Annotated in this window: 13 protein-coding genes and 1 tRNA gene; 2 read left to right on the top strand and 12 right to left on the bottom strand. The window is 57.6% G+C overall.

Features of this window, described 5'->3' with window-relative positions:
• Positions 1-5: 5 nt before the first annotated feature.
• From EKD05_RS01195 to EKD05_RS01160, 9 genes are all read right to left on the bottom strand, one after another.
• Entirely contained in the window at positions 6-1,082 is a 1,077-nt protein-coding gene (locus EKD05_RS01195; protein ID WP_129670464.1) for a C45 family peptidase, read from the bottom strand.
• Between the two features lie 21 nt (positions 1,083-1,103).
• A complete protein-coding gene (locus EKD05_RS01190; protein ID WP_129670463.1) occupies positions 1,104-2,069 on the bottom strand; it encodes a GNAT family N-acetyltransferase in 966 nt (321 codons plus the stop codon).
• Positions 2,066-3,079 (bottom strand): GNAT family N-acetyltransferase, encoded by a 1,014-nt coding sequence (locus tag EKD05_RS01185; RefSeq protein ID WP_240695570.1) that lies wholly within the window; start codon positions 3,077-3,079, stop codon positions 2,066-2,068. The genes EKD05_RS01190 and EKD05_RS01185 overlap by 4 nt, the downstream gene beginning before the upstream one ends.
• Before the next feature lie 136 nt (positions 3,080-3,215).
• Positions 3,216-4,271, bottom strand: coding sequence for a bifunctional DNA-binding transcriptional regulator/O6-methylguanine-DNA methyltransferase Ada (ada, locus tag EKD05_RS01180; RefSeq protein WP_129670462.1), 1,056 nt, complete (start codon positions 4,269-4,271; stop codon positions 3,216-3,218).
• A 248-nt stretch (positions 4,272-4,519) separates the two neighbouring features.
• Positions 4,520-5,455: a 1-phosphofructokinase family hexose kinase gene (locus EKD05_RS01175; protein ID WP_129670461.1), complete on the bottom strand. Its 936-nt coding sequence runs from the start codon at positions 5,453-5,455 to the stop codon at positions 4,520-4,522.
• Between the two features lie 118 nt (positions 5,456-5,573).
• Positions 5,574-6,449 (bottom strand): PhzF family phenazine biosynthesis protein, encoded by an 876-nt coding sequence (locus EKD05_RS01170; protein WP_205703833.1) that lies wholly within the window; start codon positions 6,447-6,449, stop codon positions 5,574-5,576.
• 211 nt (positions 6,450-6,660) lie between these two features.
• On the bottom strand, positions 6,661-7,434 hold the full coding sequence (locus EKD05_RS01165) for a cyclopropane-fatty-acyl-phospholipid synthase family protein (RefSeq protein WP_129670460.1): 774 nt from the start codon (positions 7,432-7,434) through the stop codon (positions 6,661-6,663).
• A gap of 5 nt (positions 7,435-7,439) precedes the next feature.
• The gene (locus EKD05_RS25605; protein ID WP_165360526.1) at positions 7,440-7,595 is read right to left on the bottom strand and encodes a hypothetical protein; all 156 of its coding nucleotides are present in this window, start codon (positions 7,593-7,595) and stop codon (positions 7,440-7,442) included.
• Positions 7,596-7,757: 162 nt separating this feature from the next.
• The gene (locus tag EKD05_RS01160) at positions 7,758-8,966 is read right to left on the bottom strand and encodes a hypothetical protein (RefSeq protein ID WP_129670459.1); all 1,209 of its coding nucleotides are present in this window, start codon (positions 8,964-8,966) and stop codon (positions 7,758-7,760) included.
• Between the two features lie 290 nt (positions 8,967-9,256).
• Between EKD05_RS01160 and EKD05_RS01155 the strand changes: the two genes are divergently transcribed.
• Both EKD05_RS01155 and EKD05_RS01150 read left to right on the top strand, forming a co-directional pair.
• Positions 9,257-10,204 (top strand): prohibitin family protein, encoded by a 948-nt coding sequence (locus tag EKD05_RS01155; RefSeq protein ID WP_205703832.1) that lies wholly within the window; start codon positions 9,257-9,259, stop codon positions 10,202-10,204.
• A 111-nt stretch (positions 10,205-10,315) separates the two neighbouring features.
• The gene (locus EKD05_RS01150) at positions 10,316-12,814 is read left to right on the top strand and encodes an ATP-dependent helicase (protein WP_129670458.1); all 2,499 of its coding nucleotides are present in this window, start codon (positions 10,316-10,318) and stop codon (positions 12,812-12,814) included.
• Between the two features lie 61 nt (positions 12,815-12,875).
• On the opposite strand, the gene EKD05_RS01145 is transcribed toward EKD05_RS01150, so the two are convergent.
• From EKD05_RS01145 to EKD05_RS01135, 3 genes are all read right to left on the bottom strand, one after another.
• Positions 12,876-14,090, bottom strand: coding sequence for an AAA family ATPase (locus EKD05_RS01145; RefSeq protein ID WP_129670457.1), 1,215 nt, complete (start codon positions 14,088-14,090; stop codon positions 12,876-12,878).
• A gap of 116 nt (positions 14,091-14,206) precedes the next feature.
• Entirely contained in the window at positions 14,207-15,097 is an 891-nt protein-coding gene (locus EKD05_RS01140) for a hypothetical protein (protein WP_129670456.1), read from the bottom strand.
• Positions 15,098-15,223: 126 nt separating this feature from the next.
• Positions 15,224-15,298, bottom strand: a tRNA-Cys gene (locus tag EKD05_RS01135).
• Positions 15,299-15,550 lie beyond the last annotated feature (252 nt).

The following is a 15,550-nucleotide window of genomic DNA, read 5'->3' as shown; positions in this document are numbered from 1 at the left end:
GTTACCTATAAATGATACAGTACGTAGTCGGTACCACACGGTGGCCCATCGGTTGCATACAGCGTACCGGCCTGCAGATCCATTACCAACGAGGTCACACTTTCATAAAACTCTTCTGGCGGCTCGTTCGGGTCAATATGAAAGCAGACCGAATAGGGATAGCCCTCGTGATCGCGCAGTGCGGCCTGCACATCCGCGAGACTCACGGGACGATGGGCTTGCAAGAGGCGTTCCAGGCGGGCATGGCGTCGCTGCGAGTGCGGATTCGTCTCGACATTGCGTTCCACAATGCCGAGGGCGGTCGGGTTGACAAAGTGATTCGAATGCACAAGGCACCCAGCCTGACAGTGCAACGTTCCGGCTCGGTCGGGCGATGTTTCAAGATCAAGCACCTGATCAGGTGTTTGCGCAAGGACAAAATTGGCCGAGCATGAGCGATCTTCTTCAAGGACAACCCGGATCGCTTCTTCCAGTGTCCGCGAGCGCAGGATCTCGTAGCAGCGGGCGTGAAAGGGGCGACGCAACCGCGACCAATCATCATCGCGACTGGTCAACCCGTTGATCAGCAGGCCCAGGCCCGCGCTATTCATGCCAATTTTGCCGCCGAAAATGCCTGCTTCGGTAAATGCTAGCGTCCGCAGACCATCAGTCTCTTCGGTATGAATGATCGCCCCGCGCACCCCGGCGATCCAATCCCAATTTTCGCCGATCAACAGGTGACCGGTTGTTGTTGCTTCGGGTAAAAGGGCAAAGGCCGTACACCCATCAGGGATTGGCTTTTCGGCAAACTCATCATAAAAGAGTTCGTAACGCACATTCAGGGCGGCAATGGCCGCGAGACTCACCCCCGAACCATCAGCAATGCCCCGCATCCCTTCGTGGTAGGCGGGGCACTGTTCGGCGATTTCCTCGGCATACCGATCGGCACGCCGTAGCGTTTCAACCCGGGTAAGTTTCAGTTCACGCTCGAAACGGGCAAAATAGACGCCGAGATTATTTTCGATCTGCTCATAGAGCGTCTCGCCATGTACAAAGCCCTGCTCATAGGGTGTTCCTGCCAGCCGCACCAGGGGCAGCGTCATTACTCTTCTCCTCAACGCACCTTACGCGCTTTGCATCTGCTTACATAGTGTAACCCATGCTGGCTGTTTCACAAAACCCATGGCTTCGTTGATGCTCAGCATCGGACGATTGCTTGATTCATTATCAGTACGGATGACTGGTGTGCCGACCTGTTTTGCATAGGCCACCGCCCGCAACTTGAGCGCGAGGGCAATGCCGCGACGCCGGTAGGCCCGCAAGACACCCGTAAAGCCGGTTTCGAGGTCAGCACTCTGGTCACGGCGCCAGAGGGCGCTCGATCCTGTATAGATATCGCCGTCCACCGCGACAAAATAGGCTTCAGGGATGAAACTCGGATTATCCTCAAAATGCCTGACCCAGACCTCGAAAGGGGGCGCGGTATATGGCTCGGGCATGGGCACATCAACCGACGCCTCACAATCAAACGCATAGAGTTTCTGCCAGAACTGGGGGTCGCGGGCGAGCAGATCTTCGGCTGTTGTGATGGTCAAACCCTGGTTGAGGACGCGCTCTTCTGCCCCGGCAAAGCGGGTAGGATCAAAGCTCGCCACATCAAGCCGCGATTCCCAGGCGCGCATCTCTTCCACAAACCCATAGCGCTGGGCAAACCGCATCCCCTCGGCTTGATCTTCGCGCAGCGTATGCCGCAACATCACCGGCTCATACGGTGCAAGCTCGTTCAGCAAATGATGGTAGAGCTGTGTCCCCACCGTCTGCCCACGGTGCATTGGATGGACAAAGAGATTGACAAAGAATTTCTGCGGATGGTACATCCACGGGACGTGTTCGAAGAATGCGCTTGCGACCGGTTGCCCATCAGCCTCGGCAATGAACCGGCGAAAGTTCATCCGCTCCTCCCGTTTGTCGTCCCAGCGACGCCACTCGGCCACTGAATGTGGATAGTCGAGATAGACGGCATTGCGAATCGTGACAAACGCTTCGTAATCTGCTTCATCATAGCGAAAAGGGCGGATGGTTATCTTCATATGTCCTTCAGCGTTTTGACAAAACTTACCCAGGCCGGCTGCTTCACAAAGCCAAGCGCTTCGTTGATGCTCAGCATGGGCCGATTATTCGACTCGTTCCAGGTCTTGATGACCGCGACATCACGAAGACGGGCAAACTCAATCGCCCGTAACTTGAGGGCCAGGGCAATGCCACGGCGTCGATACTCACGACGGACACCGGTGAGACCGGTATACAATTCACGTGCGTCGGCCTGGCTCTTCCAGAGCGCACTGAGGCCGGCGTAGCGATCGCCATCGAGGGCCACAAAAACACCTTCGGGCATGAGATTTGGCCCCTTGAAATAGAAATGCTCGAAGGTCTCGTAACTAAACCCCGTTGCTGGTTCGGGATGGGGCACATCGTGCATAAGATCGCCATCAAGCGCATAAAGGTTTTGGCGATGATCGGGATCGGTCGCTATCAACTCGGCAAGCGTCGCAATGCGTATGCCACTGGTGAGAACTTTGTCCTCGTGATCCTGATAGGGTGTCGGGTCAAACGTCGCGACATCGAGCCGTGACTCCCACTCACGCAGATCCTCAACAAACCCCCGTTGCTGAAGAAAGCGCAGGGAAGCCTGATAATCTTCGCGGGCACGCGCACGGAGGCGCAGCGGGTCAAACTCGTTCACCGCATCAACGATCACCTGATAGAAAGCAGTACCAATGCCGCGCCGCTGCCAGGCGGGATGCACCCCAACCGAGATATGGAAGAGGCGCGGATTGTACATCGCTTCAAATTGATCATAGTTGCCATAGGCGACAACGGTACCATCAACTTCTGCCAGCCAGCGCCGATACTTGAGATGGGCCGGGCGATGCGCATCTTCATGCTTCCACTCATCAATGGTGCCAGGATATTCAGGATAACAGGCATTGCTAACTTCAACCAGAGCGACATAATCAGCGTCGCTATAGTCCATATCCCGGATGATCAGGTGGGCAGGTGCGACCGGTTCCTGTTGCGCCACTGTTTTTACCGCAAGCATATATGCCTTTCTTTATCCTTCTACCCTGCCTCCCAACCCACGTGCGAGGCTTCAAACTTCGCTCATTGTACGTGTTCTTGTCGCAAGCGCCATCAGTCTGAAGGCGTAGCATAATGTGGTCGCAAGGCGTAGGTTGTTATGATTCCGTTGTTTGTTCGCGTTGCAACAAGGCGCGCTTGCGCTCGATACCCCAACGATAGCCACTGAGTGCACCATCGCTGCGCACCACCCGATGACACGGAATGACCACGGCGAGTCGATTGGCGGCACAGGCGCTGGCAACGGCACGGACAGCCTTTGGGTTGTCGATACGCTCGGCAAGCTCGCTGTAGCTAATGGTTGACCCGACGGGAACGGTGCGCAACACCTGCCACACGCGCTCCTGAAAGGCTGTCCCCTGAATATCGAGCGGCAAATCCAGGGTGCGTTCAGGCTGCTCGACGAGCGCAAGCACTTGTTGCAAGATTGCCTCAGCATCGGGGCCAGCAGCTTGAAGTTCAGCATGAGGGAAACTGGCGCGCAACTGCGCCAGCAGCATCGCCTCATCGTCCCCAAACTCTACCGCACACAAACCACGTTCGGTTGTCGCCACAAGCACCAGGCCCAGTGACGACTCAGCAATGCTATACGCTATGATCATACCGACTGCTCCATCTTTATAACGTGACAGGCTCATACCAAAACGCAGCGCAGCATCTTCGTACGCCCGACTACTTGACGCAAACCCAGCGTCATAGATTGCCTCGGTGACCGACTGGTCATGTTTGAGCCGTTCGCGCAAACGGCGCGAGCGCTGTAGCATCGCATACTGTTTTGGGGTCACGCCAACATGCCGCTTGAAAACCCGCTGAAAATGCCAGGGACTCAAACCTGCTTCAGCAGCCAGTGTTGCAAGCGACGGTGCCTGTTCGTCGTGATCGATGCGTCGACAAGCCTGAACAATCATCGCCGTCAGTTCCAAATCGGGCGCCTTATCGGGCTGGCAGCGCTTGCACGGGCGAAAACCCGCCAACAGAGCCTCTGCACACGTAGCAAAAAAGAGCACATGCTCACGTCGAGGCAACCGCGAGGCGCAACCGGGACGACAAAAGATCCCTGTCGTTCGTACCGCATAATAAAACACTTCGTCGTTCATTGGCGCACGGCTCACCAGCACATGCCAGTAACGTGATTCAGTCTCGCCATCATCCATCGCATAGACCTCATTTGCTGAACAGATTGCCTACCACCAGTGTATGGCAACAAGTGACACCACGCACTCAGATTCTTGCGCTGTTATGCCAATCACACTGAAGAGTTTTCTGACTTTCCTGGGTGCCCGGGCCTCTCGCCCGCTTCGGGCGCACCAGCGGGCGGGATGCCCGCGTACCCAGGGCGCGAAGGATCAGAAAACTTAGTTCACGGGCCACTCAGTTTACGGCAATGTTATGACAACGAACGTCACACCCTGGTGATCATTGTTGCCGCCGCGAGCTCGGCGACTTGCGCCGGGTCAATGCGGCCGCCGCCAACGGTGAGGGCGTCGGCGGTACCGCAGGCGACCGCGAGGCGCAATGCGTTGGGCAGCGCCATGCCGCGCAGCAGGCCCGTTGCCAACCCGGCGAGCAGTGAGTCGCCGCTGCCAATGCTGCTCACCAGCGTGATGCGTGGCGGTTGGGCATGCCAGGTGCCAGTGTCGTCGGTTGCGACACAGCCCAGTGCGCCAAGGGAAACCGCCGCCAGCGTGATCCCCTGATCGCGTAGCTCACGCAGGGCCGACACAGCTTCGGTGATGGTCGCAATGGATCGTCCCAGAACCTCGCCGAGCTCGGCCCCATTCACCTTCACGCCCCATGGTTGGGCCGTCAGGGCCGCAACGAGCGCCGCACCACTGGTGTCAATGATCAGTGGCAAGCCCTGGCCCTGGAGTCGGGTAATCAGGGTACCGAGCGATGCAGGCGCAATGCCGCCGGGCAGACTCCCTGAGACGATGCCAAGTGTGGCTTCCACGGCAGCCTCGCTTGCCCTGGCGGCAAAGCCAGCCCAGTCATCGTCGCCAAGGATCGGCCCCGCCTCATTGAGCGCCGTGGCATCATCGGCTTCGGGGTCAACCAGCAAGACACACGTACGTGTCTCACCTGCATGGTGATAGTACCAAGAGCCAGCAAGTCCCTCGGCCTCGGCCAGGGCTGCCACATACCTGCCCGTATGTCCACCAAGGGGCGCACAGACCAGCGCTTGCTGCCCGAGCGTGTGCGCTGCACGGGCGACATTCAACCCCTTGCCACCTGCGGCGACAACCACCTGATCGGTGCGCTGAACCATCCCGAGGCGCAAGTTGGCAAAGGTCATTGTACGGTCAAGCGCAGGATTAGGGGTAAGAATCAGCACCGTCATCACGTTCCTCGGAAGCTAGTGGGTCACTTGTTGTGTCAGCAGCAATTTACCTTTTGGCCGTCCGCTCTAGGCGCTCGTTGGGCAGCCGCTCAGTTGATGGCCGCAAAGCGCTGCCGCTTCACCGCCCGAGTGCAATCGAACCCTCTACCAGGACGGCGGCGGTGCCTCCGAGCCAGATTGCGCCGGCGGGATCGAACTCCACTTCGATCCTGCCGGCGCGGCCCAAGACTCGCCCTTGCGCAGCGATGTAGCGCGATGCGGGGAGTACGCCGTTGCGCCGAATCACGGCGGCGACGCAGCCGTTGCCGCTACCGCACACCGGATCCTCTGGCACGCCGTCGCCGGGCGCGAAGGATCGCACCTCCACCGACGTTGGGCCGCCCGGGGCGTACAGACCAAAGACCGTCAAACCCGTACAGCGTTCCGTCGCCCGTGCGAGACGGTTCATATCAGGCACTAGATCGATGACGTCTTGCGCTGAACCAAGCTGCAAGGTGAGCCAGACCGCTCCGACGTCGACGATCGAGAGATTGCGTACGGCCTCGCGCGAGACCCCAAGGGCCCCCAGGGCGTCCGCCAGTTCACGCTCGCTTGGCAGAGTGAACTCCGGCTCAGGGAGTTCGAAGAAGATCCTGTCGCGGTCAAGCCGTAGCGGCACGAGACCTCGCGCGCATTCTTGGACTAGTCTGCCGGGTGTTTTGGGTTGCAGCCCATGCTTGAGCACCGCTGCGGCGCTGCCGATGGTGGGGTGACCAGCGAATGGGAGCTCACTGTGCGTCGTGAAAATCCGCAGTCGGTAGTCAGCGTCACTGGTGGTCGGGTCGCAGACAAAGGTCGTTTCCGACAAGTTAGTCCAGTTCGCTATCTCCTGCATCTGCGCATCAGTGAGTTCATCCGCATGGAGAACCACCGCAACCGGATTGCCCTTGAAGGGAGCGTTCCCAAAGACGTCAATTTGAAAGAATGGCATTGCCCGACCGTGCAAGTGTTTCACGTCTCGCCTCCCTTTCTGCATCGTCTCGCACTCGTGAGCGAGCCATGCGCTGCCCAACGTAGCGCGTCCTCTGGCCCGCTCACGCCTCGGAACTGGTCCGTCCTGGGGATGCCATTGGCTCTAAGGAATCGTAAATACTTTTTGCTTCATTCTATGATTGATGAGGCAAAGCGACACCGCCCTTGGGAGGCGTCCACTAGCAAGCCGAGCGTTAGGCAGCCGACGTGGTGCGCTGTGACGGACGATGTCTGAAGACGTATATCGCCCAGCCCAAGGTGTCTCGCCCCCAGCGAAGATACTCAGCCTTGCCCTTGGCTACGCGCTCCAAGAGTTCGGGCAGATCGGGATCGTCTGGGTGACAGCGGGCGTATTCAGCCGCCGCATACCATTGCAGACCTTCGTACTTGTCCCAGTCATCCTTGCTGCTCACAAACGTGTGAACCAGCTCGAGCCCCCGTAGTTCACCGGCCTCTGCGTTGCCAACATGTGTCCCGAAGCCGTCTCTGCTGGCCCCCGATGCTGCAAGATACTCCTCCGAGGGCTGCTGAAGCCAGTAGGGCTCCCCGACAATCACCCAACCACCGGGTGCGATCATGCCCGAGAGCGCGTCCAGAGTCGCTGCGTGACCACCGAACACCCAGCTGGCGCCGATGCAGGAGGCCAGCGTCAAGCTGCGTGGCTCTTCGGGCCTGAAATCGGAGCCGTTCATCTGACTGAAGACGACCTTTGCCCCCTGCACTCGCATCTGCAGCTGCCTCTGTGCGTCGGCGATGCAGAATGGTGAAATATCAATGCCGATTCCACGGATGCCATACGCTTCAGCCAAGCGAATCAGGAACTCACCTTTGCCACAGGCGATGTCGACCACGTGCGCTTCCGCTGGAAGCCGCAAGAGATCGACAAGACGCGTCAGTTTGTCGTTGCTCGTGGGATTACACACCACGTGTTCGCGGTGTGTAATGTCGTAGAATTTCCACGTGTCCATGTTTCTCAATCCTTCGACGGATCCAAGGCACAATTGTGCGGCTCGGTTCCGCCCGTCATGGCAAAAATATCACCCTGATAATATTCGTGCTTGCGGGGGCTTGCCACCTCAAACTCGGTATACTCTTCTTCCGTCATATATCGTTTTGGCCGTGCCGTCATCGCTGCCTCCATGCGGTCTACGTACCAGAGATACCTCAATCATAGCGCGTATGTTCTGTGAATTCAAGTCCCGAACATACGCGCATGATTGTGGCCTGAGCCGCCCAGCGCTCGGTTTTGCTGCTCGGCATGGGCGTTTTGGGTTGCGGGTCGCCCAATGTCTTAAGAAGGCCAGAGTTGCGCCTGATTGTATTCAGGCCCAAAGATGCCGATTTGACCAGAGACGAGCAACCGCAGGGCCATTCCGCCGACCCCAAAGAACTGGACATTGGCCTGTTCGGGTTGTTCACGGAACATTGCATAGCCCAGGTATTCGCGTTCACCAGCAGCCCAGACCTTGCCAAAGCCACGTTGCGGGATGCTTGGCTTGATTGGCGAGCGTGGCGGCACTTCAGGCGGTTGCTCATCAATCGGCGGATCGCCTTCTTGATAGGTATCATCATACACTGCATAGGTGTAGCTATCCATGCCCTCGCGTGGGTACCGCAGCACATAGATCTTACGGCCAGCTTCACCCAGGTCGAGCCAGATCATCACGCCGCCACTGAATTGCTGAAAGGCTGCTGGGATATTGGCATAACTGCTGCTGGGGCATTGCAGGGCTGAACGGAATTCGCCATAGCCGATGCGATCCTCAAGACCAAACTGGACATCGCGAGGCGGCCCTTGGCAGACCGGCAGATTCTGCACGGCGAGCACCTCACGACCCAAGAGACCATAGAGATATTCGTAGGGCGTACCGGCATACTCTGGATGATGTTCGATCCGGCGGCGCTCGAAATATTGTACCGTATACGGCTTGCCTTCGATCAGTTCGAGACGTAAGCTCGAAATCGGGTAACCGAAACGCTCCAAGCCTCCGTTATTGACCCAGTAGCCAAGCCATGGCTCGCAGAGCACCTGACCTGTCGCCGCAAAATAGTGGCATCCCCCAGTATCAGGTGGCAAGGGATCTTGACGGGGTTGGTTTTCCCAGCGCCGACCCTGGAGCTCAAGCGCACGCGCGCCGAGTCGCCCAGCCGTGATCGTACCGTCGGCCTGGATCTCGAGGCGATCACGCTCAAACCATTGCACCTGAATCGTCCGATCTTCCACCGTTTCGAGGCGCTGTTCGGTAATAGGATACCCAAAAACTGACAAGCCACCACGCTTTTCCCAATAGTTCAGAATTGGCCCGGTGATGCAATAACCGGTTTCGGGAAAACAACGTGTCCTCGCGGTACTTGCTGCCCCGGCTGGTTTTGCCGCTCCAAGCGTTAAAAAGGCTACCAAGAACAAGAGTACGAGCAAACTAAGTGTCCGTACAGAATAGATACGACGTCGTAAGCCATACGTATACGTGTGAATGCTTAAACTGGATTGGGTCTGCATGATGAGCCCCCTTTCGGATCGCTTTCCATCTGAATCTAGCATACATCTGTGTGCTCTCCAGAGCGATAATAGCTAGCTTGCCAGAGCGTTACGCTTTGCTGAGAGTTTGCTGAGAAACCTGTTGTTGCTGCGCTGGCAAAAATCGGCGCAGCAAAGGGGGCCACGTCTACGCATCGCCGCATTGCAGCAAGCAAGGCTAGAATGGGGTATACTGAGATATACACGCTAACGGCGTGTGCAACACAAGTGGTAAGAGCATCACGCTAGATCGAAAGAGAAAAGGAAAACTTATGTCTCAAGGACCTTCCAGAGTACCAATGCCCGGCCCTTCTTCACCCCGGGCACTTGTTCCACTTCTCACCGGAGTGGTGATTCTATTGGCCGTTGGCGCGATCTTGCTCACCAATTCGGTAACCCAGGTGCAGGCGGGTACCCGTGGTGTCGTCAAGACGTTTGGTGAAATTACGACTGTTTATGATGAAGGCTTGCACTTCCGTATGCCCTTTGTCACATCGGTAACCGTGGTTGAAGTGCGCACGCAACGCTATGAGTCGCAGTCAACTGCAGCCTCGCGTGACCTTCAGACCGTGACGACACAGCTCGTGATCAACTATCGGCCTGATGCAAGTAACGTTGATCGTCTGGTGCGTGAGATCGGTGTCGATTACGAGCGCCGTGTGGTTGACCCAGCCATTCAAGAGGCTCTCAAGGCGGTGACGGCACGCTTTACTGCCGAAGAATTGATTACCCGCCGCCCCGAGGTTTCATCGCAGATGCGCGATGTCCTTGTTGAACAACTCACGCCACGTGGAGTGATTGTCGAAAGCGTGTCGATTACCGATTTCAATTTCAGCCCCGAGTTTGCACGCGCTATCGAGGCCAAGCAGGTCGCTGAGCAGGATGCCCTCCGCGCTACGCGTGAGCTTGAGCGTGCTCGGATCGAGGCCCAGCAGCAGGTTGCCCGCGCCGAGGCCGAGGCCAAGGCCAGGCTTGAAGTTGCCCGCGCTGAAGCCGAGGCCCTGCGCCTCCAGCGCGAAGTCATCTCACCCGAGTTGCTGCAGTTGCGTATGATCGAGCGCTGGGATGGCATTTTGCCCCGCTTTATGGGCAGTGGCGAAAATGGGTTTATGCCCCTGATTAGCATTCCTGTCGATGACATTGTGTCGAATCCGGTGCAACAACAGCCTGCCGCTCCGGCTGAGCAGGTCGGTGAGCCGGTGACCGAGACGACGCCGTAGATGAAGGTGCCTACGGATAAGGGTGCCGTAGGCATCCTCATCCGTAGGCTTTCAAAAATGACCAGCATACCTGGGGTTTGAGGCCGCAGGCCCCCAAAACGCTGCCAAAGCATGCAACTTACCGAGCAACAACAACAGATCGTTACCCATAACCATGGCCCGGCCATGGTTTTTGCTGTGGCAGGCGCTGGCAAGACGACCGCTATGGTTCATCGCGTCGAGCGCCTGGTGCGTGAGCGAATTTTCGCCCCTGACCGTATTCTGGTCAGTTCGTTTAGCAAGGCCGCTGTTGATGACCTCGGCGAAGCGCTAGCCGCATGGCCGCACTGTCGCCGCGTGATCCGTCGCACACTCCACGGGCTTGGTCTCAAAATCGTCAATGACGCGGCTGAAGCTGGGGTCTTACCTCCGCTTGCGCAAAATGCGCTCAAAATGAATGGCGAGGAGCGCCAGATCCTCTGGACAGCCCGTGATCGTGCGCGTACGACCCAGATTATTCCCGCTGATGCGCTCGATGCGCTTGATGAGCAGGATTTTCTTGATTACCTCGGTGCCTGCAAGGGCAATCTCTGTTACCCTGAGCTTGCGACCAGTGGTTTGCCCGAAGAGGCTATGTCGGTAGCGAGTCAGGCCATCGCCCCACCTGGCATGCCCTGGTACCGTGAACTCTATCGGTTGCACGAAGAGGTGCGTCGTGAACGCGGTTGGCTGACCTTCGATGATATGCTGATGTTGAGTTGGGAAGCCCTGATGCGCAGTCCCGCGCTTTGCACCCGCTGGCAACAGCGTTTTGATGCCGTCATTGTTGATGAGTTCCAGGATGTCAATCTGGCCCAGGCCGAGATCCTTGATCGCTTGACGAAGATGCATCGCAACTATATGGCGATCGGTGACGACGACCAGACGATCTACGGCTTTCGCGGGGCCAGTATGAGCTTTTTTCGCGAGTTTGAGCAGCGCTATGGAGCGGTTGTCTATACGATTACCGAGAATTTTCGCTGCCAGGCCTCGCAGATTCTGCTGGCCAACAGTGTCATTACCCAGAATCGTGATCGCTACCCCAAGCAGTTGGTGATAACCCAGGGTTTTGCCGGCTGTACCCTGCTACGCCGGGCACTTGATGTCCAGACAATGGGCCAGCAGGTGGTTGCCGATATCACCGCAGCCCTACGCCAGGGGTATACCTATCCCCAGATTGCGATCCTGGTGCGGCTTACCGCCCAGACGCCAGCGGTCGAACAGGCGCTGATCGAGGCGGGTATTCCGTATCGCATTGCTGGTGACGAGCCTTTTTTTGCCCGGCGCGAGGTGGCCGATCTGTTGAAGTATGCCGAACTCGCCGCCGGTGATGCTCAGTTGCGCCGTGGTCAACCCCTCGTGGGCGAAGAAGCCGAGCGTGTTGCGGCTTGCTGGCGTGCGCTCTACAACCGACCGCGACGCTATCTCTCACGCCAACTCGCCAATGAAGTGCTGGCCCTGGCGATCAGTCGTCATGTACCGCTCAGTGATGCCCTGGCCGAACTGATGCCCCGGGTGCATGATCGGCTCGCTGTGAAGCTGCAAGAACTCGCCGATCTGCTCGTCTGGCTGGGCGATATGCGGGCGACCCTTCCTGCCGATCAACTCCTGCTTGAGTTGGATCGGCGTTTGGCCTACCAGTCCTTCTTGCGTGAGCAGAGCGGCAGTGCCGAAACAGGGGCGGGACGAGCGGGCAATGTGGCGGCTTTTCTGCAGTATGCCGCAGGGAAAGGTACGCTGGATCAGTTGCTCCAGCACCTGGAAGAATTGGCAGCGGAACGACTGCAGGCTCAGCGCGAGGCCCCGTCTGACGGGGTGGACATTCGCACGATCCACCGTTCCAAGGGTCTCGAATGGCCGGTCGTGTTACTGCCCAATTGCAATGCTGGCTATCTTCCCTGCGGTGGTTCCGATGACATTGATGAAGAACGTCGCTTGCTCTATGTTGCCATCACGCGGGCACGGCGCGACCTGTACCTCTATGCGGTCAATGGCGGTGATGCGCAGCTCTCGCCCTTCTTGCTCGCCGCTGACGTAGATACAGTGCTCGAGTGTGGCACCGTCATTGGCGCGTTGCTCGCGAGCGATCCGACGACATGGACGGCAGTGGTCGCCGTGCAGATGCTCACCTTCCCTCGTCAGTACGGGCAAGAACGCTTTTTTACCCACTGGTGGAAGATCGAGCCGACCCTGCGTATCCGGTTCCTTGCCCGTGTCCTTGGCTTGCTTGTGTTGCTTGGCGACCAGCAACTCACCGAACCTCACAACGTCACACCTGCTGACGAAGCCTTCTGGCGAACCCTAGCGGATGACAAACTCGCGCCTGACTTGGCCCCCTTTCCCGACTTCGAGCGTCTCTTCCCAGAGCCTGCACCGGTGCCGCCAGATGAACGTGTGCGCTCACCTGCCGATCCGCCCGACTACCGCATCGGCGAAGCGGTACGTCATCCCCACTTTGGCCCCGGCACGGTCGTGGCGATTGATCAACGACGCACGCGGCGCACCGTCGAATGGCACATCACCGTCGAGTTTCGGAGCCGAGGTTTTGTCAAACTGCTGGCGAGCATCGCCCCCCTGGAAAGAGGGTCGTAACCTCATAACATACAAAAACGGCCAGCAAAACTGGCCGTTGCTCTGCCACTCATGCTGAAGTTTACCGGCCTTCGTTGCGGCGCGGGGTAATCCGGGGGCCGCGGATACCCAGGCCACCCATACCACCTTCAGCCGCATTGCTGCGTTCATTGGTAAGGCTAATGCTGGGCGGCTGGGGACCTTCGCTCTCTTTGATGGCAATGCGACCAATCTCACGGGCACGCAATTCTTCGGCCTGGCGCAACAATTCAGGGGCCGCCTGGTAAAAGAACTCAAGCGCCTTGCCGTGCCGGTCGACCCCGGTATACGTCACCAGCACCTTGCTACCCGTTGGAATACCGCCGGAGGCAAGCAAATCGGCCAGAGGAGCATCAATATGCTTGAGCAACTGTTGACGCAAAGGCCGTGCCCCAAAACGCGAGTCAAACCCTTTGTTCAGCAGATACTCACGTGCTTCGGCGGTCAACTCAACCTTGATCCCGTGGCGCAGGTATTGCTCATTGCTCTCCAACACCATATAATCGAGCACCTGGCGCAACACATCGCTCGAAAGAGGGCGAAACGCAATAATCTCATCAAGGCGATTGATCCACTCGGGTTGGAAGACCTTCTGCAGGGACTCGAAGCCAATCTGGTAGATCTGCTGACCCATTGCCTCGACATCCTGATGCGGCGTACGGAACCCAATCGTGCGCCGATCAAGGAAATCAACCATCTCTTTGGCCCCCACATTCGTGGTGAAAATGACAATGCTGCGTTGGAAAGAGACACGCCGCCCCCCGTTTAGCAGCAGGATCTCACCATCTTCCATCACCTGCAACAACAGATTCCAAAGTTCAGGCTGGCCTTTCTCAATTTCATCAAAAAGCACAACACTATTTTCTTGTTCGATAATCTCAGGATTGAGCAACGGCTTCTGATCACGTCCCACATAGCTTGGTGGAGCGCCAACCAGCGCACTAACCTCGTGGCCCTGGCTGAAGAGCGAGCAATCGACCTTCAAAAAAGCTTCGCCATCGGGGCGCAACATTTCGGCGAGCGCACGGGCCGTCGCCGTCTTGCCCACCCCAGTTGGGCCAAGGAAGAGCAGCGTCGCACGAGGGCGTCGCGGATTACCCGCTGAAAAACCAAAACGAGCACGATTGAGCACCCGCACAAGGCTTTCGATCGCCCGTTCTTGACCAAAAATCTGGTCGCGCAAACGTTGCTCGACCGCATCGAGCGGATTCTGATTGCCTCTGAGCGCCCGGGTCATTCCATAGATCTGTTCACTCATACATCCCTCATGCTTCTTGTGCCGTCGCTTTGCGCTCTTTGCATCCTGCCTATGCTTGATAGAACGACCATATTACCAAATATTTACTATTTTCTTCGTACAAAACGAAGGGCCGCCTAACGCATCTGGGCCACAACCGTCGTGATTGCCATCACCGTAAAGATAATCAGACCCAGCGGCAAGCCACCGAAGATCAGCGAGATCCCGAGCCATGGCAGTGTACCGAGCGTGTAACAGATACCCAGGGCAATTTGCATCAATTTGCCGCGCTTGCCTTTTGTGAAACGATCAGAGAGCCGGACAAGCAGGTTGCCTGCCAGTGGCCCGAGAAAAAAGGCCAGTAGGAAGCCAAAAAAACCGACCATGCCGAGCAGTTGCACGGCCACGAAAGAGATAGCCAGGCTATAGATCAAAGCCGTCGCGCCAGCCACCAGCAGGTTGACTTCGCTCACCTGGTAATTGACGGGGCGTCGGATCTTCAAGCATGTCGGACAAAGTTGGCCGACAATCGCCGGGGTGGCACACTCGCTACAGATTGGCTGATTGCAGTTGGTACAACGGAGGCCAGTTTCGCGATCCGGATGGTTGTAACAGAAGAGGGTTGCCACCTCATCACTGGATGCTTCTGACGCAGTCAGCGCTGTTTCGAGTACCGCAGTCTCTTCGGTACGTGCTATGCTCTGCAGGGTTGGTTCTGTCTCGCGCACCTGCACCCCACCAGGGGCCAGCACTTGACCAGCCGCAAGGCGTGCTTCGACCTGTTCCAGAATGGCTCGGGCCGTCGCATGAGACGGATCAATCTCGAGCGCCCGCCGTAGATGTTCACGCTTTTCGCGGTATGGGCGCACACTTCCTGCCAGCCCGATCCACGCCTCGACCCGTTCGGCGTCCAGTTCAAGCACACGTCGAAAACGCTGACGGGCCGTGTAGGCATCGCCAGCAATCAAAGCACTATTACCCTCACTCACCAGAGTTTCAATCTCGCTGGTAGTTATTGTCTCGGCCATGAAAACCTCCCTAAAAAGCATTATACCATTCAACGTCAGGTCTACCGACCTGAAATTGGCTGGATTCCGCTGCTTCCTAGTGTATCAACAGCAGTGCCCCACCAGAAATGGTGGGGCACTGCTGTGTGGAGGCGACGGCGGGATTTGAACCCGCGAATCGCGGTTTTGCAGACCGCTGCATTACCACTTTGCTACGTCGCCATCGCCGCAACGATTGTAGCATAGTCATACGGTGCGTGCAAGCCGCCTCCTTCTGTCCTGCATACCTTAGAGGCTGTCTGAAAAGTCGACGAACTGCTCCGGAGTGCCGGCTTATGGTCTTCCAGAAATTAATCCGGTATAGACCGCGCAGGCGGGCTTCGCTTCCCCTCGCCGAGGGCTTTAGCCCCACGGCATTGGGCGCATACCGGATTATGTACTGGAACACCATTAGCCGGCTAAAGCCGGCACTCC

It is taken from the genome of Candidatus Chloroploca sp. Khr17, assembly GCF_004138165.1.
Classification (GTDB): domain Bacteria; phylum Chloroflexota; class Chloroflexia; order Chloroflexales; family Chloroflexaceae; genus Chloroploca.
This window is presented reverse-complemented; position numbering and strand designations above follow the sequence as displayed.